This is a genomic window from Pseudomonas cichorii (assembly GCF_018343775.1).
Lineage (GTDB): Bacteria > Pseudomonadota > Gammaproteobacteria > Pseudomonadales > Pseudomonadaceae > Aquipseudomonas > Aquipseudomonas cichorii.
The window spans coordinates 2,893,242-2,916,840 of the sequence record NZ_CP074349.1; the positions used below are offsets into that span (position 1 = coordinate 2,893,242).

The window sequence follows — 23,599 nt, forward strand, 5'->3', positions numbered from 1 at the left end:
TGGGCAGCGGTACGGAAATCCGTGTCCCGGCCAACCTGATCGAACCGGGCTGCACGCATATCACCCCTGACATGCTGCCGCTGGTAACCATCAGCGAAGAGCAGCTTGAGCAGGTCATCGCTTCTATTCCGGGCGGCGCAGCCAATATCCAGGACATCTACCCGCTGGCGCCTTTGCAGGAGGGGATTCTTTATCACCACCTGTCTGCCGAGCAGGGCGATCCCTATGTGCTGCAAGCGGTGTTCGGTTTTGCCAATCAAGAGCGACTGAATGCCTTCACCGGCGCTCTGCAATCTGTCATTGAACGCCACGATATCCTGCGCACTTCACTGTACTGGGAAGGGCTGGACGAGCCGCTTCAAGTGGTCTGGCGTGAAGCCACCCTGGGTGTTGAGCACCTTGAGCTGGACCTGGAGCAAGGCGATATCGCCAGCCAGTTGCAGGCGCGTTTCGATACCCGTCAGCACCGCATGGACATTCGTCAGGCCCCGTTGATGCGGATTGCCTATGCCCATGATCCGGTCAATCAGCGCTGGGTCGCTTTCCTGCTGTTCCATCACCTGGCACTGGACCATACCGCGCTGGAAGTGGTTCAGCACGAGATGGAGTCCTGGCTGCTGGGCGATACGCAGTCTCTGAGCGAGCCGGTGCCGTATCGCAATTATGTGGCCCAGGCGCGTCTGGGCACCGATCGCGAAGCGCAGGAAGTCTTCTTCCGCGACATGTTGGGGGACCTGGACGAACCGACCTTGCCGTTTGGCCTGCATGAAGTTCAGGGCGAAGGTCGTGACATCGAGGAGCATCGTCTGCCTCTGGATCTGGACCTCAGCAAGCGACTGCGAGCGCAGGCTCGTCAGCTTGGGGTCAGTGTGGCGTCACTGCATCATCTGGCCTGGGGGCAGGTGGTCAGTGCGGCCAGCGGTCGTGACGATGTGGTGTTCGGCACTGTACTGATGGGCCGCCTGAATGGTGGCGAAGGTGCGGATCGTGCCCTGGGGATGTTCATCAATACCTTGCCGCTGCGCCTGCAACTGGGTGCCGGGGAGGTAAAAGCAGGTGTTCGCGAAACTCACGCTCGTCTGAGCGCCTTGCTGGCCCACGAACATGCGCCGTTGGCCCTGGCTCAGCGTTGCAGCGGCGTACCGGCGTCAACGCCTTTGTTCAGCGCCTTGCTCAATTATCGCTACAGCGCGGCGCCGGGCGAGTACAGCCTGTCGCGAGCCTGGGAAGGTATCGAACCTCTGAAAGGCGAGGAACGTACCAACTATCCGCTGACCCTGTCTGTGGATGATCAGGGCGAAGGTTTCGAGCTGATCGTGCTGGTGCAGAATGGTATCGGTGCCGCTCGTGTGACCGCTTATATGAATACCGCGCTGACCCGTCTGGTCGAAGCGCTGGAGCAGAATCCACAGGCTTCGCTCGGCAGTCTGTCGGTACTGCCGCAAGATGAGCTTGAACAAGTGCTGCGCGGCTTCAACGCGACCGATGCCGAGTATCCGCTCGACCAAACGGTGCATGGCCTGTTTGAAGCTCAGGCCGAACGTACGCCGCAGGCGATTGCGCTGGTGTTTGGCGATGAACATCTGAGCTATGGCGAACTGAATCAGCGGGCTAACCGCCTGGCGCATCATCTGCGCGGTCAGGGTGTGGTGCCGGATGCTCGTGTTGCGATCTGTGTCGAGCGCGGTATCGATATGGTGGTCGGTTTGCTGGCCATTCTGAAGGCTGGCGGTGGTTATGTGCCGCTGGATCCGGCGTATCCGCTGGAGCGTATTGCCTACATGCTGGAGGACAGTGCGCCTGCTGCCGTGTTGGCACAGACTGCGACGCTGGAGTTGGTGTCGGCTGCGGATGTACCTGTGGTTAATCTTGATCAGCCCGATTGGCAGGACAAATCCGTCTCCAATCCGCTGATTGAAGGCCTGACGCCAGCCCATCTGGCTTACGTCATCTACACCTCGGGCTCTACAGGCTTGCCTAAAGGCGTAATGATCGAGCATCGCAATACGGTTAACTTCCTGACCTGGGCTCAGCAGGCCTTTGAACCTGAAGTGCTGGCCAAGACGCTGTTCTCCACCTCGCTGAACTTCGACTTGGCGGTTTACGAGTGTTTTGCGCCGCTGATCTCGGGCGGCAGCATTGAAGTGGTCAAGAACGTGCTGGCCCTGCAGGACGGCGAGCATGACATTACCCTGATCAACACCGTACCTTCGGCGTTGAAAGCGCTGCTGGAGTTCGGTGGCCTTCAAGCGGGCGTGCATACCGTCAACGTGGCGGGTGAAGCGCTCAAAGGCTCGCTGGTCGAAAGCCTGTTTGAGCAAACCAGCGTCCAGCGTCTGTGCAACCTGTATGGCCCTTCGGAAACCACCACCTATTCCAGCTGGGTTTCGATGGATCGTGAAGACGGTTTTGCGCCGCATATCGGCAAGCCCGTCGCCAATACCCAGTTCTACCTGCTGGATGAGCATCGTCAGCCTGTACCGTTTGGCGTGCCGGGCGAGATCTATATCGGCGGTGCCGGTGTGGCGCGGGGTTATCTGAATCGTGATGACCTGACCGCCGAACGCTTCCTTGAAGACCCATTCAACGCCGGAGCGCGCATGTACCGCACTGGCGATCTGGGTTGCCGGCTGACTGATGGCAATATTGAATACCTGGGCCGTAACGACGATCAGGTGAAGATCCGCGGCTTCCGCATCGAGCTGGGCGAGATCGAAGCCAAGCTGGCGCGCCATGAAAGCGTAAAAGAAACGGTAGTCATGGCCCGTGAAGACGTGCCGGGCGACAAGCGTCTGGTGGCATATTTCACCTCAAGTGTTGCCGAAATCAACCTGGAAATTCTGAAGGCGCACCTGCAAGGCCAGTTGCCTGAATACATGGTCCCGGCAGCTTATGTGCATCTGGACAAACTGCCCCTGACCCCGAACGGCAAGCTGGACCGCAAGGCCTTGCCAGTCCCTGATTTGCAATCCCTGATCAGCCGTGGCTACGAAGCGCCACAAGGCAACGTAGAAACCACCCTGGCGCAGATCTGGGCCGAAGTGCTGCAAGTCGAGCGCGTCGGGCGTCACGATCACTTCTTCGAGCTGGGCGGTCACTCGCTGCTGGCCGTCAAGCTGATCGAGAAAATGCGTCAGCAAGGCCTGAGTGCCGATGTGCGCGTGCTGTTCAGTCAGCCAACATTGGCAGCCCTGGCGGCTGCCGTGGGCAGTGGCACTGAAATCCGCGTGCCGGCCAATCTGATCGAGCCCGGCTGCACGCATATCACCCCTGACATGCTGCCACTGGCAACCATCAGCGAAGAACAGCTTGAACAGGTCATCGCTTCCATCCCCGGTGGTGCAGCCAATATTCAGGATATCTACCCACTGGCCCCATTGCAGGAAGGAATTCTTTATCACTACCTGGTTACCGAGGATGATGATCCCTATGCCGTGCAGACGCTTTTCGGCTTTGCCAGCGAGGAGAGGCTGAATGCGTTCTCCGGCGCGCTGCAAAGCGTTATCGAACGTCACGACATCCTGCGCACGTCGTTCTTCTGGGAAGGACTGGATGAACCGGTACAGGTGGTCTGGCGTCAGGTTCACCTGGAAGTCGAAGCCCTTGAACTGGACCCTGCGCAGGGCGATATCGGAGCGCAACTGGAGGCGCGTTTCGATGCCCGCCAGTACCGCATGGATATCCGTCAGGCTCCGCTGCTGCGGATTGTCTATGCCCATGACCCGGTCAATCAGCGTTGGGTAGGGTTGCTGCTTTCTCATCACCTGATCCTGGACAACACCGCATTGGCCGTTGTGACCCAGGAGATGGAAGCCTGTCTGCTGAATACGACACAGCACTTCAATGAATCGGTGCCGTATCGCAACTATGTGGCTCAGTCTCGCCTCGGAGTCGATCAGGCAGCCCATGAAGCGTTCTTCCGGAGCGTGCTGGGCGATCTCGACGAGCCGACTCTACCGTTCGGTCTGCATGAAGTTCAGGGCGACGGTTACAGTGTCGAAGAGCATCACCTGGCGCTGGACCGTGACCTGAGCCTGCGCCTGCGAGCGCAGGCCCGCCAGCTCGGGGTCAGCGTGGCGTCTCTGCATCACCTGGCCTGGGCGCAGGTGCTCAGCGCAGCCAGCGGTCGCGATGACGTGGTGTTCGGCACCGTCTTGATGGGCCGCCTCAGTGGTGGCGAAGGGGCCGACCGTGCCTTGGGCATGTTCATCAACACCTTGCCGCTGCGCCTGCAACTCAATGCCCTTGAAGCGCGCACCGGCGTTCGTGAAACCCATGCCCGCCTGAGCGCCTTGCTGGCTCACGAGCATGCGCCGTTGGCCTTGGCTCAACGCTGCAGCGCAGTGCCAGCCTCGACGCCACTGTTCAGCGCCTTGCTCAACTATCGCTACAGCGCCGCGCCGGATGAGCACAGTCCTTCGCCTGCGTGGGAAGGTATTGAACCCCTGAAAGGCAGCGAGCGTACGAACTATCCGCTCACTCTGTCGGTGAATGATCAGGGCGAAGGTTTCGAGCTGACCGTGCTGGTGCAGGAAGGTATCGGGGCTGCGCGTGTAGCGGCTTACATGAGTGCCGCCTTGGCCGGATTGGTAGCGGCGCTGGAAAACACACCTGCCGCTCCGCTTCATGAAATCAGCGTGTTGCCTGCCGAAGAACTCACGCAGTTGCTGCATGGCTATAACGACACCGATGCCGAGTATCCACTCGACCAGACGGTGCATGGCCTGTTTGAAGCACAGGCCGAACGTACGCCGCAGGCGATTGCACTGGTATTTGGCGGTGAGCGTCTGAGCTATGGCGAGCTGAATCAGCGGGCCAACCGTCTGGCGCATCATCTGCGCGGTCAGGGCGTGGTGCCGGATGCTCGCGTGGCGATTTGTGTCGAGCGCGGTATCGATATGGTGGTCGGCCTGCTGGCCATTCTGAAGGCGGGCGGCGGTTATGTACCGCTGGATCCGGCGTATCCGCTGGAGCGTATTGCCTACATGCTGGAGGACAGTGCGCCTGCTGCCGTGTTGGCACAGACGGCGACGCTGGAGTTGCTGTCGGCTGCGGATGTACCTGTGGTTAATCTCGATCAGCCCGATTGGCAGGACAAATCCGTCTCCAATCCGCTGATCGAGGGCCTGACGCCAGCCCATCTGGCTTACGTCATCTACACCTCGGGTTCTACCGGTCTGCCTAAAGGCGTAATGATCGAGCATCGCAACACAGTCAACTTCCTGACCTGGGCGCAGCAGGCTTTTGAACCTGAAGTGCTGGCCAAGACGCTGTTCTCCACCTCGCTGAACTTCGACCTGGCGGTTTACGAGTGTTTTGCGCCGCTGATCTCGGGCGGCAGCATTGAAGTGGTCAAGAACGTACTGGCTCTGCAAGAAGGTCAGCATGATGTCACGCTGATCAATACCGTACCTTCGGCACTGAAAGCGCTGCTGGAGTCCGGTGGCCTTCAAGAGGGCGTGCATACCGTCAACGTCGCGGGTGAAGCGCTCAAAGGCTCGCTGGTGGAAAGCCTGTTTGAGCAAACCAGCGTCCAGCGTCTGTGCAACCTGTATGGACCTTCGGAAACCACCACCTACTCGAGCTGGGTGGCCATGGATCGTGCAAACGGTTTTGCGCCGCATATCGGTAAACCGGTGGCCAATACCCAGTTCTACCTGCTGGACGAACACCGCCAGCCCGTACCGTTTGGCGTGCCGGGCGAAATCTATATCGGCGGTGCCGGTGTGGCCCGTGGTTATCTGAATCGTGATGACCTGACCGCCGAACGCTTCCTTGAAGATCCGTTCAACGCCGGAGCGCGCATGTACCGCACTGGCGACCTGGGTCGCTGGTTGGCGGACGGGAATATCGAATATCTGGGCCGTAACGACGATCAGGTGAAGATTCGCGGCTTCCGCATCGAGCTGGGCGAGATCGAAGCCAAGCTGGCGCGCCATGAAAGCGTAAAAGAAACGGTAGTCATGGCTCGTGAAGACGTGCCGGGCGACAAGCGTCTGGTGGCGTATTTCACCTCAAGCGTTGCCGAAATCAACCTGGAAATTCTGAAAGCGCACCTGCAAGGCCAGTTGCCGGAATACATGGTCCCGGCAGCCTATGTCCATCTTGAAAAGCTGCCACTGACACCAAACGGCAAGCTGGACCGCAAGGCCTTGCCAGCCCCTGATTTGCAATCCCTGATCAGCCGTGGCTACGAAGCGCCGCAAGGCGAAACCGAAACCACCCTGGCGCAGATCTGGGCCGAAGTACTGCAAGTCGAGCGCGTAGGTCGTCACGATCACTTCTTCGAGCTGGGCGGTCACTCGCTGCTGGCCGTCAAGCTGATCGAGAAAATGCGTCAGCAAGGCCTGAGCGCCGATGTTCGCGTCCTGTTTAGCCAGCCAACCCTGATGGCACTGGCTGCTGCGGTAGGCAGCGGTACGGAAATCCGTGTCCCGGCCAATCTGATCGAACCGGGCTGCACGCATATCACCCCTGACATGCTGCCGCTGGTAACCATCAGCGAAGAACAGCTGGAACAGGTCATCGCTTCTATTCCGGGTGGCGCAGCCAATATCCAGGACATCTACCCGCTGGCGCCTTTGCAGGAGGGGATTCTCTATCATCACCTGTCTGCCGAGCAGGGCGATCCCTATGTGCTGCAAGCGGTGTTCGGTTTTGCCAATCAAGAGCGACTGAATGCCTTCACCGGCGCTCTGCAATCTGTCATTGAACGCCACGATATCCTGCGCACTTCGCTGTACTGGGAAGGGCTGGACGAGCCAGTCCAAGTTGTCTGGCGTGAGGTGCAACTGGGCGTTGAAGAGGTCGAGGTGGATATTGCCCTGGATGCCGTCACCCAGTTGCAGCAGCGCTTCGATACCCGTCAGCACCGCATGGACATTCGTCAGGCTCCGTTGATGCGGATTGCCTATGCCCATGATCCGGCCAATCAGCGCTGGGTCGCCTTCCTGCTGTTCCATCACCTAGTCATGGACCACACCGCCCTGGAAGTGGTCAGCCATGAGATGGAGTCGTGGCTGCTGGGCGATACGCAGCCTCTGAGCGAGCCGGTGCCGTATCGCAATTATGTGGCCCAGGCGCGTCTGGGTGCTGATCGCGAAGCTCAGGAAGCCTTCTTCCGCGACATGTTGGGGGATCTGGACGAACCGACCTTGCCGTTTGGCCTGCATGAAGTGCAGGGCGACGGTTGTGCCGTCGAGGAGCATCGTGAAGCGCTGGACCGTGACTTGAGCCTGCGACTGCGGGCACAGGCCCGGCAGCTCGGGGTCAGCGTGGCGTCTCTGCATCACCTGGCCTGGGCGCAGGTGCTCAGTGCAGCCAGCGGTCGCGATGACGTGGTGTTTGGCACCGTACTGATGGGCCGCCTGAGTGGCGGTGAGGGCGCCGATCGTGCTCTGGGGATGTTCATCAATACCTTGCCGCTGCGCCTGCAACCGGGTGCCCATAAGGCTCAAACGGTTATTCGTGAAACCCATGCTCGCCTGAGCGCCTTGCTGGCTCATGAACATGCGCCTTTGTCGCTGGCTCAACGTTGCAGTGGTGTGCCGGCTTCGACGCCGTTGTTCAGTGCCTTGCTCAACTATCGCTACAGCGCTGCGCCGGGTGAGCACAGCCTGTCGCCAGCCTGGGAAGGCATCGAAGCCCTGCAAGGTGAAGAACGCACCAACTACCCACTGACTCTGTCTGTGGATGATCAGGGAGAAGGCTTTGAACTGACCGTTCTGGTGCAGGAAGGTGTCGGGGCTGCGCGGGTAGTGGCTTATATGAGCACTGCACTGGCTCGTCTGGTTGAGGCACTGGAGCAGTCTTCACACGCTGCGTTCAGCAGTGTCTCGGTACTGCCGGAAGATGAGCGGGAGCAACTGCTGCACCGCTTCAACGACAGCGGCACAGACTATCCACGGGACCGCTCCGTTCATGCCCTGTTTGAACAACAGGTGGCCGAACGTCCTGAAGCGCTGGCCGCTGTTCATGGCGAGCAGTCGCTGACGTACGCCGAACTCAACAGCCGGGCCAATCGACTGGCTCATCATCTGATCAGCCAGGGTGTGATTGCTGGCGATGCCGTAGCCATTCTGCTGCCACGCTCCCTGGATCTGCTGGTGGCGCAACTGGCGATTAATAAATGTGCCGCTGTTTATGTACCGCTGGACGTCAATGCACCCCAGGAACGTCAGGCGTTCATGGTGCAGGACAGCGGCGCTCGCCAGATTCTGACCCATGGCGATCTGGATGTGCCTCAAGGCGTTGCGCGAATTGATCTGGACCGCCTCGACCTTTGCCAGCAGCACGGCGACAACCCGAAGTTGACCTGCTCCAGCGAAAGTGCGGCCTACATCATGTACACCTCGGGTTCCACCGGGACGCCAAAAGGCGTGCTGGTGCCGCATCGCGCCATTGCCCGACTGGTGATCAATAACGGCTATGCCGAGTTCAAGGCTTCGGACCGAGTGGCCTTTGCCTCCAACCCGGCCTTCGACGCCAGCACCCTGGATGTCTGGGCTCCGTTGCTCAATGGCGGCTGTGTCGTGGTTGTGGATCAGGACGTGCTGCTGTCGCTGCCGGAGTTCAAGGCCTTGCTGCTGGAGCAGTCAGTCAGCGTGCTGTGGATGACGGCTGGTTTGTTCCATCAATATGCTTCGGGCCTGCACGACGCTTTTGCCCAGTTGCGCTATCTGATTGTCGGCGGCGATGTGCTGGATCCTACGGTCATCGCTCAGGTCCTGAAAAACGGTGCGCCTGGACACCTGTTGAACGGCTATGGCCCGACCGAGGCCACGACGTTCTCGGCGACCCATGAAATCAAGGCTGTAGGCGAGGGCAGCATCCCTATCGGCAAGCCGTTGGCCAATACTCGCTTGTACGTACTCGATGCCCGTCAACAGCCAGTGCCACTGGGCGTAACCGGCGAGCTGTATATCGGTGGCGATGGTGTGGCCCTGGGTTATCTGAACCGTGCCGACCTGACCGAGCAAGTGTTCGTGGCTGATCCGTTCAGCACCGACCCGGCAGCCCGTTTGTACCGTACCGGCGACCTGGCGTGCTGGCTGGCAGATGGCACGGTGGAATACCGTGGCCGTAATGACCAGCAGGTGAAGATTCGCGGCTTCCGTATCGAACCGGGCGAGATCGAAACCCGACTGGCCAGCCATGAAGCGGTCAGAGAGGCCGTGGTACTGGTGCGTGAGGACGTCCCGGGCGACAAACGCTTGGTGGCGTATTTCACCGCTACCAGCACCGAAGTCGATCTGGATGCGTTACGTACCCATCTGCAAGGCCAGTTACCGGACTACATGGTCCCGGCTGCCTATGTGCAACTGGACAGCCTGCCGCTGACCAACAACGGCAAGCTGGACCGCAAGGCCTTGTCCGCGCCGGATCACCAGGCGTTTATCAACCGTGGCTACGAAGCGCCACAAGGCGAAACCGAAACCACCCTGGCGCAGATCTGGGCCGAGGTGCTGCAGGTCGAGCGTGTGGGTCGTCATGATCACTTCTTCGAGCTGGGCGGTCACTCGTTGTTGGCGGTGAAGCTGATCGAGAAGATGCGCCAGGAAGGGCTGAGCGCCGATGTGCGTGTGCTGTTCAGCCAGCCGACATTGGCAGCCCTGGCGGCTGCCGTGGGCAGTGGCACTGAAATCCGTGTACCGGCCAACCTGATCGAGCCGGGTTGCACCCGGATCACGCCGGACATGTTGCCGCTCCTGACTATCGGCGAAGAGCAGCTTGAGCAGGTTGTCGCCTCCATTCCCGGCGGCGCGGCCAATATTCAGGACATCTACCCGCTGGCTCCGCTGCAGGAAGGGATTCTCTATCACTACCTGACGGCCGAAGCCGGTGACCCTTATGTGTTGCAGGCGCAGTACGCCTTCGATAGCCGCGAGCATCTGGATATTTTTGTCCAGGCCCTGCAATCGGTCATCGAACGTCACGATATCCTGCGTACGGCCGTGCTCTGGACAGGTCTGGATGAGCCGGTGCAGGTGGTGTGCCGAAATGTCACGCTGCAACCGCAATGGGTCGATCTGGACCCGGCTGATGGTCCGGTCACTGAGCAATTGTCGGAGCGTTTCGATGCGCGCCACTATCGCCTGGATCTGACCCGCGCGCCGTTGCTGCATTTGGCCTGCGCCGAGGACAAGGAGCAAAACCGCTGGGTAGCCACGCTGCTGTTCCATCACCTCATTCTGGACCACACCGCACTGGAGGTTATTCAACTGGAAATGCAGGCCTTCCTGCTGGGGACTGCCGACCGGTTGGGCGAGCCTGTGCATTATCGCAACTACGTGGCTCAGGCCCGCCTGGGTGTCGAGCCAGCCGTTCATGAAGCGTTCTTCCGCGACATGCTGGGGGATATCGACGAGCCGACCCTGCCGTTTGGCATGCACGATGTCCAGGGTGATGGACGCGGTATCGAAGAGGTCCATCATCCCGTGGATCTGCAACTGTCCGTCCGCCTGCGTCATCAGGCACGGCAACTGGGTATCAGTGCAGCCAGTCTGGTGCATCTGGCCTGGGCGCTGGTGCTGGGTAAGGTGTCGGCCACCGATGATGTGGTGTTCGGCACTGTACTGCTGGGCCGTATGCAAGGTGGCGAAGGGGCTGATCGTGCCTTGGGCATGTTCATCAATACCTTACCGCTTCGCGTGTCCCTCGATCTGCATTCGGTTCGCCGTAGCGTGTCCAATATCCATGAGCGGCTCACGGCCTTGCTGGCCCACGAACATGCCTCGCTGGCGCTTGCTCAGCGTTGCAGCGGTGTAGCGGCCCCCGCGCCACTGTTCAGTGCCTTGCTCAACTACCGGCACAGTGCGGCTGCAGAGAGCAACGAAAGTCTGCAGGCCTGGGACGGTATGCATGTATTGGGCGGCAGTGAGCGCACCAACTACCCGCTGACCCTGAACGTCGATGACCTGGGTGAAGGCTTCAAGTTGACCGCCCTGGCGGTGGCCTCCATCGGTGCCCAGCGTATCTGCAACTACATGCAGGTTGCGCTGGAGCAACTGACTGAAGCTCTGGAGCAGGCCCCGCAAACCCCGCTGGGCAGTCTGTCGATCCTGCCGGACAGCGAGCGTGAGCAACTGCTGCATCAGTGGAATGCAAGCGATTCGACCTTTGCCGACGACCACCTGATTCATCGGGCCTTCGAGGCCTGGGCTGTGTCGAATCCTTCGGCTTCGGCAATCCGTTTCGAGAATCGTCGCCTGACCTATGGCGAACTCAATGCTCAGGCCAACCGGGTCGCCCATCGTTTGATCGAGCTGGGCATCGGCCCGGATGATCGTGTGGCGATCTGCGTCGAACGTGGTCCTGAAATGATCATCGGCCTGCTGGGCATCCTCAAGTCTGGTGCGGGTTACGTGCCGATGGACCCGGCGTATCCGGCTGAGCGTCTGGCGTACCTGCTTCAGGACAGCGCGCCCGTGGCCGTACTGGTCCAGCGTGCGACGGCCAAGGTCTTGGCCCAGGTCAGCGTCCCGGTTATCTGCCTGGATGACGGCAGTCTGCAAGGCATGGGTTTGAACAATCCGCAGGTGGATTCGGCCTCGTCAAACCTGGCTTATGTGATCTACACCTCGGGCTCTACCGGTCTGCCGAAGGGCGTACAGGTCGAGCATCGCAACGTGGCACGGCTGTTCTCGGCGACCCAGTCGTGGTTTGAGTTCGGCCCGACCGATACCTGGGCGCTGTTCCACTCCTTTGCCTTTGACTTCTCGGTCTGGGAAATCTGGGGCGCGCTGGTACACGGTGGCGAATTGCTGATCGTGCCGCAACTGGTCAGCCGCTCGCCTCAGGAATGCTATGCCTTGATTTGCGAGGCTGGCGTGACGGTGTTGAACCAGACGCCAAGTGCTTTCCGTCAGTTGATTGCGGCCCAAGGCGAAAGCCAGCAGTCGCACTCGTTGCGTCAGGTGATCTTTGGTGGTGAAGCCCTGGAAACCGGGATTCTCAAGCCGTGGTACGCCCGTGCGGTGAACGCCGGAACGCAACTGGTCAACATGTACGGCATTACCGAAACCACGGTACACGTGACTTATCGTGCGCTGGAAGCGGCGGATGCCTTGCACGCGGGTGTCAGCCCGATTGGCGTGCGAATTCCTGATTTGCAGACCTATGTGCTGGATGCCAACCGTGAGCCCGTGCCGGTCGGTGTGGTCGGTGAGTTGTATGTCGGCGGTGCAGGCGTGGCACGGGGTTACCTGAACCGCCCTGAATTGAATGAAGAGCGTTTCATTGCTGATCCGTTCAGCCAACGTCCGGGAGCTCGTCTGTACCGCACCGGCGACCTGGCTCGCTGGACCGCCGAAGGCAGCCTCGATTACCTGGGCCGTAACGACGATCAGGTGAAGATCCGCGGTTTCCGTATCGAGCTGGGTGAAGTTGAAGCCCAGCTTGCAGCCTGCAATGGCGTACGCGAAGCGGTGGTTATCGCTCGCGAAGACGTTCCGGGCGACAAGCGTCTGGTGGCTTATGTCATTCCAGAAGAAAACGTGACGCCATCTGCCGCTGACCTGCGCGACCAACTGTTGCAAGCCTTGGCCGAGCACATGCTGCCAAGTGCCTTTGTGATGCTGGAATCGCTACCGCTGACTACTAACGGCAAGCTGGACCGCAAGGCGCTGCCTGTGCCGGATCAATCGGCATTGGCCAGCCGGGCCTATGAAGCGCCGCAAGGCAAAGTCGAAACGGCGATTGCCGAACTCTGGCAGGAATTGCTGGGTGTTGAGCAAGTGGGTCGTCATGACCACTTCTTCGAGCTGGGCGGTCACTCGTTGTTGGCAGTGAAGCTGATCGAACGGATGCGTCAACAGAATCTCAGCGCCGATGTGCGTGTGCTGTTTGGCCAACCAACCCTCGAAGCCCTGGCGGCGGCAGTGGGTGGCGGGACGCGCGGCGTAATTGTTCCCGACAACCTTATTCCTGCTGGCTGTGAGCGTATTACGCCGCAGATGTTGCCACTGGTTCGTCTGAGTCAGGAGCAGATCGACACGGTCGTGGCCAGTGTGCCGGGCGGTGTTGCCAATGTGCAGGACATCTATGCCCTGGCTCCGCTGCAGGAGGGGATCATGTATCACCACCTGGCGGCCTCCGTTGGTGACCCGTACCTGCAATATGTGATGTTCGGCTTTGACAGTGAGAGTCGGATCGAAGCTTTCGCCCAGGCCTTGCAGGCCGTTATTGCCCGTCACGACATCCTGCGCACCGCTGTGCTGTGGGAAGGTCTGGACGAACCACTGCAAGTGGTCTGGCGTGAAGCGGAGCTGGGTGTTGAAGTCGTGAGCCTGGATCCTGCTGACGGCGATATTGAAACCCGTCTGCATGAGCGTTTCGATCCACGCCATTACCGCCTGGACATCCGTCAGGCTCCCCTGATGCGCATTGCCTGCGCGCGGGATCCGCTCAACGATCGTTGGGTGGCCATCCTGCTGTTCCATCACCTGATAGACGATGCAACCTCGCTGGCCGTGCTTTCCCATGAGATCGAGGCGTTCATGCAAGGCAGCGAGCATACGCTGGCGGCCTCGGTGCCTTACCGCAACTACGTGGCCCAGGCCCGCCTGGGAGCCAGTCGCGAAGAGCACGAAGTGTTCTTCCAGAATATGCTCGGGGATATCGACGAACCGACACTGCCTTTCGACCTGCAGGATGTGCAGGGCGATGGCAGCGGTATCGAAGAGGTTCGCCAGGCCGTGGATGCCGATCTGACACAGCGACTGCGCCATCAGGCGCGTGGGCTTGGCGTCAGCATGGCCAGTCTCTATCACCTTGCATGGGCGCAGGTCCTGGCCAGGGTCACTGGTAAGGAAGAAGTGGTCTTCGGCACGGTATTGATGGGGCGCATGCAGGGCGGCGAGGGTGCCGATCGGGCGCTGGGGATGTTCATCAACACCTTGCCGTTGCGCGTGAGTGTCGGTGATATCAATGTTCAGGATGCGGTCAGGAACACTCACCGCCGTCTGAGCGGACTGCTTGTCCACGAATATGCCTCACTGACGCTCGCGCAGCGCTGCAGTGCTGTAAAAGCGCCATTGCCTCTGTTCAGTGCCTTGCTCAATTACCGCCATACGGGAGCATCCCGCTCTCGTGAAGGCATGGATGGCTGGGCGGGCATAGAACTGCTCAAAGGTGAAGAACGCACCAACTATCCACTGACGCTGTCGGTGGATGACGAAGGTCAGGGCTTTGCTTTCTCGATCATGACCTCTGCTGATGTGGGCGCCAGACGCGTCTGTGACTATGTGCAGCAGGCGCTGGCAGGGCTGGCCGATGCGATGGAGCGGGCAACGGTTTCAAGGATGCGGGACGTCTCCATTCTGCCGGTTCAAGAGCGAGAACGTGTGATCACGGAGTTCAATGCGACCCGTGTGGCGTATCCGCTCGATAAGACCGTCCATGGCCTGTTTGAGGCCCAGGCAGTGCGCACACCAGAGGCCATTGCACTGGTGCATGAGGATCGGCAACTGAGCTACGCCGAACTGAACGAGTGTACCAATCGCCTGGCCCGGCATTTGCGCGACCAGGGTGTGGTTGCCAATGCCCGAGTGGCGATCTGTGTCGAGCGTGGTATCGAGATGGTGGTCGGCCTGCTGGCGATCATGAAGGCGGGTGGCGCTTATGTGCCGCTTGATCCGGACTATCCGGCCGATCGCTTGAACTACATGCTGGACAGCAGTGCTCCTGTGGCCTTGTTGACCCTGGGTCAGATACCGGAAGGCCTGTCCTGCGGTCGTGTAGCGACCATCGATCTCGGCCCTGAGGCGTCCTGGCGCTCAGGGCCGGCTGATCCGGTCACTGGCCAGGCCGATTCCCGGCAGTTGGCTTATGTGATCTACACCTCCGGTTCCACCGGCAAGCCCAAGGGGGTGATGGTCGAACAGCGGGGCGTGGTCAACCTCCTGTGTGCCATGCGCGACATGGTTCAGGCGACGCCGCAAGATCGCATGCTGGCACTGACCACCATCAGCTTCGACATTGCCGGCCTTGAGCTTTACATGCCGCTGATCTGCGGCGCCCGTACCGTGCTGCTGGATCGCCGTCAAAGCCATGACCCGCAATTGCTGGCCGAGGCCATCAGCCACAGCGGTGCAACACTGATGCAGGCCACGCCCGCCACCTGGCGACTGTTGCTGGATTCCGGCTGGTCCGGTGCTTCCGGGCTCAGGGCTTTGTGCGGTGGTGAGGCGCTGCCTCTGGAGCTGGCACAGCGTGTGGCCGCCAGAGTTGAAACGCTCTGGAACGTCTACGGCCCGACCGAAACCACCATCTGGTCGTCGTCGCTGCAATTTGACGTCAATGACAAGGTATCGACCCGTGTCGGTATCGGGCGGCCGATTGCCAACAATCGTTTTTACCTGCTGGACGAGCAGGGCGAACCGGTGCCCATGGGCGTGGCGGCCGAGTTGTACATCGGTGGTGATGGCGTGGCACGGGGTTACCTGAACCGGGATGACCTGACTGCCGAACGCTTCATGGACGACCCTTTCAGCACCGACACCGGCGCCCGCATGTACCGCACCGGCGACCTGGGCCGCTGGCTGGCAGACGGCAGTATCGAATACCTGGGCCGTAACGACGATCAGGTGAAGATTCGCGGCTTCCGTATCGAGTTGGGCGAGATCGAGGCCCGGTTGGCACGTCATGAAACCGTGAAAGAAGCGGTGGTCATTGCCCGTGAGGACGTGCCGGGTGACAAGCGTCTGGTGGCTTATTTCACTTTGACGGTTGCCCAGGTCGATCTGGAAGTCCTCCGCACGCATCTGCAAGACCAGTTGCCGGGTTACATGGTGCCTGCGGCCTATGTCCATCTTGAACATTTGCCTCTGACACCTAACGGCAAGCTGAATCGCAAGGCACTGCCGGCACCCGACCAGCAGGCCGTTATCAGCCGTGGCTATGAAGCGCCCCAAGGCGAAACCGAAATCCTTCTGGCACAGATCTGGGCTGAAGTGCTCAAGGTCGAGCGGGTAGGACGCCATGACCACTTCTTCGAGCTGGGCGGCCATTCGCTGCTGGTGGTCAGCCTGATGGAGAAAGTGCGTCAGGCGGGCATGGAAGCCGACGTCAAAACCCTGTTTGAACAACCTACCCTCGCGAAATACGCCGCTGCGACGGAAAAAACGGAGATTTTCCTGTGAATTTGATTGAACTGCTGGCAACACTGGAAGAAAAAGGCGTCGAGCTTTCCGTTTCGGGTGAGCAACTGGCTGTACGCGGTCGTAAGCAGTCACTGGCCGAGCCAGCCGTCCTTGCCTTGTTGCGTGAACACAAGGCAATGCTGATCGAGTCGATCAAGAACGGCACGTATGCCACCACCCTGGCGAGCCTGCAGAATGTGCCAGCCAACGGCATTGTTCCGGGTTGTGAGCACATCACTGCGGATATGCTGCCGTTGCTGACCCTGGATCAGGCGGCCATCGACAGGATCGTGGCCAGTATTCCGGGCGGCACTGCCAATGTTCAGGACATCTACCCGCTGGCACCGTTGCAGGAAGGGGTTCTCTATCATCACCTGACTGCCGAGCGTGGTGATCCTTACGTGTTGCAGGCCGACTTCACCATGGCAAGCCGCGAGCGACTGGATGATTTCGTCGCGGCCTTGCAGAGCGTGATCGACCGGCATGACATCTTGCGCACATCGCTTGTGTGGGAAGGTTTGGATGAGCCGGTACAGGTGGTCTGGCGTGAGGCGAAGCTGGGCGTCAGGGACATCAGCCAGGAACTGGAAGAGGGTGAAGTGTTGCCGCAACTCAAGGCACGCTTCGATCCTCGTCATTACCGCCTGGATATCGGCCAGGCTCCGCTGATGCTGTTGGTGGTCAGCGAAGACAAGGCCAACCAGCGCTGGCTGGGCATGCTGCTGTTCCATCACCTGGCCATCGACCATGCTGCGCTGGAGATCGTGCAGCATGAAATGCAGGCGTTTTTGACCGGTCAGTCTAAAACCCTCCAACCCCCTGTGCCTTATCGCAACTATGTGGCGCAAACCCGCCAGCCCGGAAAGCGTCAGGGCCACGAAGCGTTTTTCGGCGAGATGCTGGGAGACATGGATGAGCCTACCTTGCCGTTCGGCCTGCAGGATGTGCTGGGCGACGGTAACGGAGTCGAAGAGGCGCACCTGACGTTGTCCCCTGAGCTTGGGCAACGCTTGCGTACCCAGACCCGACAACTGGGCGTCAGCGCCGCCAGTCTCTGCCATCTGGCCTGGGCCCGGGTGCTGAGCGTGGTATCGGGCCGCGACGATGTGGTGTTCGGTACGGTCATGCTAGGTCGCATGCAGAGCATGCAGGCCAGCGGGCAATCCCTGGGCATGTTTATCAATACCTTGCCGTTGCGTGTGCGTATCGGCGGGCAGAATGCCCGTGACGGGGTATCGAATACCCACGCCACGCTAACTCAATTGCTGGGCCATGAGCATGCATCACTGGCGCTTGCCCAGCGTTGCAGCGGCGTACTCGCCCCGACACCGCTCTTCAGCGCCTTGCTGAACTACCGGCACAGCGCTGACGCCGGGCAACCGCTGGATGCGCAGACACTGGCCGCCTGGAAAGGTATTGAAACCCTGAGTGCGGAAGAGCGGACCAACTACCCGTTGATTCTGTCGGTTGACGATTTCGGTGAGCATTTTGCACTCAACGTGCAGGCATCGGTGCAAATCGGCGCGCAACGTGTTGCAGGTTATATGGCCTCGGCCATGACTCATCTGGTCAGCGCTCTGGAGGCGGGTGGTCAAACCGAACTGACGGATATTCCGGTTCTGCCCGAGGCCGAATGTGAGCAACTGCTGCACAGCTTCAATCACAGTGCTGCCGACTATCCACGGGACAGCTCCGTTCATGCCCTGTTTGAACAACAGGTGGCCGAGCGTCCTGAAGCGCTGGCCGCTGTTCATGGCGAGCAGACGCTGACGTACGCCGAACTCAATAGCCGGGCCAATCGACTGGCTCATCATCTGATCAGCCAGGGTGTGATTGCTGGCGATGCCGTAGCCATTCTGCTGCCACGCTCCCTGGATCTGCTGGTGGCGCAACTGGCGATTAATAAATGTGCCGCTGTTTATGTACCGCTGGACGTCAATGCACCCCAGGAACGTCAGGCGTTCATGGTGCAGGACAGCGGCGCTCGCCAGATTCTGACCCATGGCGATCTGGATGTGCCTCAAGGCGTTGCGCGAATTGATCTGGACCGCCTCGACCTTTGCCAGCAGCACGGCGACAACCCGAAGTTGACCTGCTCCAGCGAAAGTGCGGCCTACATCATGTACACCTCGGGTTCCACCGGGACGCCAAAAGGCGTGCTGGTGCCGCATCGCGCCATTGCCCGACTGGTGATCAATAACGGCTATGCCGAGTTCAAGGCTTCGGACCGAGTGGCCTTTGCCTCCAACCCGGCCTTCGACGCCAGCACCCTGGATGTCTGGGCTCCGTTGCTCAATGGCGGCTGTGTCGTGGTTGTGGATCAGGACGTGCTGCTGTCGCTGCCGGAGTTCAAGGCCTTGCTGCTGGAGCAGTCAGTCAGCGTGCTGTGGATGACGGCTGGTTTGTTCCATCAATATGCTTCGGGCCTGCACGACGCTTTTGCCCAGTTGCGCTATCTGATTGTCGGCGGCGATGTGCTGGATCCTACGGTCATCGCTCAGGTCCTGAAAAACGGTGCGCCTGGACACCTGTTGAACGGCTATGGCCCGACCGAGGCCACGACGTTCTCGGCGACCCATGAAATCAAGGCTGTAGGCGAGGGCAGCATCCCTATCGGCAAGCCGTTGGCCAATACTCGCTTGTACGTACTCGATGCCCGTCAACAGCCAGTGCCACTGGGCGTAACCGGCGAGCTGTATATCGGTGGCGATGGTGTGGCCCTGGGTTATCTGAACCGTGCCGACCTGACCGAGCAAGTGTTCGTGGCTGATCCGTTCAGCACCGACCCGGCAGCCCGTTTGTACCGTACCGGCGACCTGGCGTGCTGGCTGGCAGATGGCACGGTGGAATACCGTGGCCGTAATGACCAGCAGGTGAAGATTCGCGGCTTCCGTATCGAACCGGGCGAGATCGAAACCCGACTGGCCAGCCATGAAGCGGTCAGAGAGGCCGTGGTACTGGTGCGTGAGGACGTCCCGGGCGACAAACGCTTGGTGGCGTATTTCACCGCTACCAGCACCGAAGTCGATCTGGATGCGTTACGTACCCATCTGCAAGGCCAGTTACCGGACTACATGGTCCCGGCTGCCTATGTGCAACTGGACAGCCTGCCGCTGACCAACAACGGCAAGCTGGACCGCAAGGCCTTGTCCGCGCCGGATCACCAGGCGTTTATCAACCGTGGCTACGAAGCGCCACAAGGCGAAACCGAAACCACCCTGGCGCAGATCTGGGCCGAGGTGCTGCAGGTCGAGCGTGTGGGTCGTCATGATCACTTCTTCGAGCTGGGCGGTCACTCGTTGTTGGCGGTGAAGCTGATCGAGAAGATGCGCCAGGAAGGGCTGAGCGCCGATGTGCGTGTGCTGTTCAGCCAGCCGACATTGGCAGCCCTGGCGGCTGCCGTGGGCAGTGGCACTGAAATCCGTGTACCGGCCAACCTGATCGAGCCGGGTTGTACCCGGATCACGCCGGACATGTTGCCGCTGGTCGAACTGGACCAGAATACCCTGGATCTTGTTGTAGCAACGGTTCCCGGCGGTGCTGCCAATGTGCAGGACATTTACCCGCTGGCACCGCTTCAACAAGGCATTCTTTATCATCACATCAGCGCCGGGCAGGGCGACCCCTATGTGTTGCAGGCAACGTTCTCGGTCAAGAGCCGGGAACGCCTCGATGCGTTTGCCAATGCACTGCGTCATGTGATCCAGCGTCACGACATTCTGCGCACAGCCGTGGTCTGGCAAGGGCTGAGCGAGCCGCTGCAAGTGGTGTGGCGTGAGGCTGACCTGAGTGTGGAGTTCCTTAAACCGGATCCTCGCGACGGCACCATTGCCGAACAGTTGAGCGAGCGTTTCGCCAGCAGCCACTATCGTCTCGATCTGGCCGAAGCACCCTTGATCCGGCTGGCCTGTGCCCGTGATGGCGACAGCTGGGTCATGCTGCTGATCTTCCATCACCTGGCGCTGGACCATACCGCGATGGACGTGGTGCGCGAGGAGATGCAGGCCTTCATGCTGGGCGAAGCCGATTTGCTGCCCGCTGCCGTGCCATACCGCAACTACGTGGCTCAGGCTCGCCTGGGGCTGGGTCAGGAAGAACATGAAGCCTTCTTCCGCGACATGCTGGGCGATGTCGATGAGCCGACTCTGGCTTACGGTCAGGCCTCGTTGCCCGATGATGGCGGCCATATCGAAGAAGCGCGTGTGCAACTGGATACCGGGCTGTGCCGTCGGGTACGGGTGCAGGCTCGTCAGCTTGGTGTCAGTGCCGCGAGCCTGATGCACCTGGTCTGGGCGCTGGTGGCCAGCAAGGCCAGCGGCCGCGCCCAAACTGTGTTCGGTACGGTTCTCATGGGCCGGATGCAGGGCGGCGACGGTGCTGACCGTGCCTTGGGGATGTTCATCAACACGCTGCCGCTGCGTGTGGATATCGACGGGCGCAGCGTGGTCGAGGGTGTGAAGTCTACCCATGCGCGCCTCAGTGCATTACTGGGGCATGAGCATGCCTCGCTGGCCCTCGCACAACGCAGCAGTGCCGTGGCAGCGCCTTCGCCACTGTTCAATTCACTGCTCAATTATCGTCACAGCGCAGCCGATATGGCCTCCAGTCAGGCCTTGTCTGCCTGGGAAGGTATCGAAAGCCTGAGCAACGCAGAGGGCACCAACTATCCACTGGCCATTTCCGTGGATGACCTGGGTGAGGGCTTTGTCCTCAGCGTGCTGGCGATGCAGGAAATCGGTGCCCGGCGTGTCTGTGACACCTTTGCCTACACCTTGCAGCAACTGGTCGAGGCCCTTGATGGCCGTCCGCAGACTGCTTTGCACGATGTGCCGGTCATTGCGCCTCTGGAACGTCAGCGTCTGCTTGAAACATTCAACGACACTACAACGGATTACCCAAGGGACCAGACGCTGCAGCCTCTGTTCGAGGCCCAGGTTGCCGAACGACCTGAAGCCATTGCCGCCGTGCACGGCGAGCAGTCGCTGACCTATGCCGAACTCAACAGCCGCGCCAACCGTCTGGCCCATTATCTGGCTGGTAAGGGCGTGAAGGCCGGTGATGCCGTGGCGATTCTGCTGCCGCGTTCGCTGGATCTGCTGGTGGCGCAACTGGCGATCACCAAGTGCGCCGCCCTCTATGTACCGCTGGACGTCAATGCACCGCTGGACCGTCAGGCCTTCATGGTCCGTGACAGCGGTGCCCGGCAGTTACTGACCCTGCATGGCCGTGAGATTCCAGAAGGTGCAGAGCGTCTGGATCTGGACCGGCTCGATGTGAGCAGCCAGCCTGACCATGACCCGCAAAACCGCAACACTGCAGAGTCGGCGGCTTACATCATGTACACCTCAGGCTCTACCGGCACTCCCAAAGGGGTCATCGTGGCGCACCGTGGCATTGTCAAACTGGTGCGCAACAACGGTTTTGCCGACTTCAACCAAAACGACCGCCTGGCATTCGCCTCGAATCCGGCATTTGACGCCAGTACCCTGGAAGTCTGGGGCGCGTTGCTCAATGGCGGGCAAGTGGTGGTGATCGATCATGAATTGCTGCTGGACCCACTGCGTCTGGCCGAAGAACTGGTGGCGAAGGCAATCACGTCACTGTTCGTGACCACTGCGGTGTTCAATCAGTACGTCAGCCTGATTGGCGAAACCCTGGCAGGGCTGCGAATTCTGATGTGTGGCGGTGAGCGGGCCGACCCGCAAGTATTCCGGGACCTGCTGGCCATTGCTCCGGATCTGCGCTTGATTCACTGCTACGGCCCGACGGAAACCACCACCTACGCCACGACTCTGCACGTGACCGATGTGCCGCTGCAGATGAGCAATGTGCCCATCGGCAAGCCGCTGGCCAATACCCAGGTCTATGTGCTGGATGCCCGTCAGCAGTTGGTACCCACGGGCGTTGCCGGAGAAATATGCATCGGCGGCGATGGTGTTGCGCTGGGTTACCTGAATCGTCCCGAATTGACCGCCCAGGCATTTATCACTGACCCGTTCAGCCCTGTGAAAGGCGCGCGCCTTTATCGCTCCGGCGACCGCGGTTGCTGGCGTGCAGATGGCAGCCTTGAGCATCTGGGGCGTGGTGACGGCCAGGTGAAAATTCGCGGTTTCCGTATCGAGCCGGGTGAGATCGATGCGCGCCTCAAAGCCTGTCCGGGCGTGCATCAGGCTTCGGTGGTGATACGCGAGGACGTGCCAGGGCAAAAGCAACTGGTGGCGTATTACACCGCCGAATCAGCCGATTCGATGCTGACTGTCCAGAGCGTCCAGGCCTGGCTGCGTGAAGCCTTGCCGGAATACATGGTGCCTTCGGCCTTCGTGCGCCTGGAGCACTGGCCTTTGAACAACAACGGCAAGCTTGACCAGAAGGCGCTGCCTGTTCCCGACGCGCAGGCACTGACAAGCAGTGTCTATGAAGCCCCGTCAGGTGACGTGGAAGCCTTGCTGGCCAGTATCTGGTCTCAGGTGCTGAGGGTGGAGCGCGTAGGGCGCTTCGATAATTTCTTTTCTCTGGGCGGCCATTCGCTGTTGGCGGTGACACTGATTGAACGCATGCGCCAGGAAGGTTTGCGCGCCGATATCAAGGTCTTGTTCAACCAGCCTACATTAGCGGCACTGGCGGCTTCCCTGACGACTGAGCAGGACATTCAGGTTCCGGCCAATCTGATTCCCGCCGACTGCCAGCGGATTGAACCCTGGATGCTGCCTCTGGCCAGCCTGGAGCAGACGTCCATCGATGATATCGTCGCCGCAGTGCCGGGCGGTGTGGCCAATGTGCAGGATATCTATGCACTCGCGCCGCTCCAGGAAGGCATCCTGTATCACCATGTCGCGGCACGCGAGGGCGATCCCTTCATCCTGCAGTCATTGCTCGCGATGGACAGTGAAGCCCGTTTGAAATCTGCCATGCTGGCTTTGCAGAAAGTGATCGAGCGCCATGACATTCTGCGCACGGCGGTGTTCTGGAAAGGCCTTGAAGCACCTGTGCAGGTGGTCTTGCGGCACGCCACGTTGTCCAGCGAATGCGTTGAGCTGGACCCGGAGGATGGCGATATCCTCGGACAGATGCGTGAGCGGTTCGATGCCCTGAGTTTTCGCATGGACATCAGCCAGGCGCCTCTGATCTGCATGCCCTACGCCTGGGATTCGGTTAACCAACGCTACGTGGTGGCGCTGGTGTTCCACCACCTGATCATGGATCACGTGGCCTTCGATGTCGTGGTATCCGAAATACAAAGCCTGTTACTGGATGAAGCGACACCGCTGCCCGAGCCGGTTCCTTACCGAAACTACATCGCTCAGGTGCGCCTGGGGGCCGATGATGCGGCCCATGAGCGCTTCTTCCGCGACATGCTGCAAGACGTCCGCGAACCTACATTGCCGTTTGGCCAGCAGGTATCCGAAGGCGTGATGCATGAAATCCACGACACGGTAGATACCGACATCGCGCAACGTGTC

General features: G+C 60.3%; 2 protein-coding genes (both only partly in view). Both read left to right on the plus strand.

The window, feature by feature from the left end; genetic code table 11:
- Positions 1-16,139, plus strand: the 3' portion of a protein-coding gene (locus KGD89_RS12620) for a non-ribosomal peptide synthetase (protein WP_081741934.1). It extends 12,853 nt beyond the left edge of the window; 16,139 of the gene's 28,992 nt are visible here — the last part of the coding sequence; the start codon falls outside the window, past its left edge; the stop codon is at positions 16,137-16,139.
- Positions 16,136-23,599, plus strand: the 5' portion of a protein-coding gene (locus KGD89_RS12625) for a non-ribosomal peptide synthetase (RefSeq protein WP_025260144.1). 5,595 nt of this gene lie beyond the right edge of the window; the window shows 7,464 of its 13,059 coding nt (coding positions 1-7,464); it begins with the start codon at positions 16,136-16,138; its stop codon lies beyond the right edge, outside the window. The genes KGD89_RS12620 and KGD89_RS12625 overlap by 4 nt, the downstream gene beginning before the upstream one ends.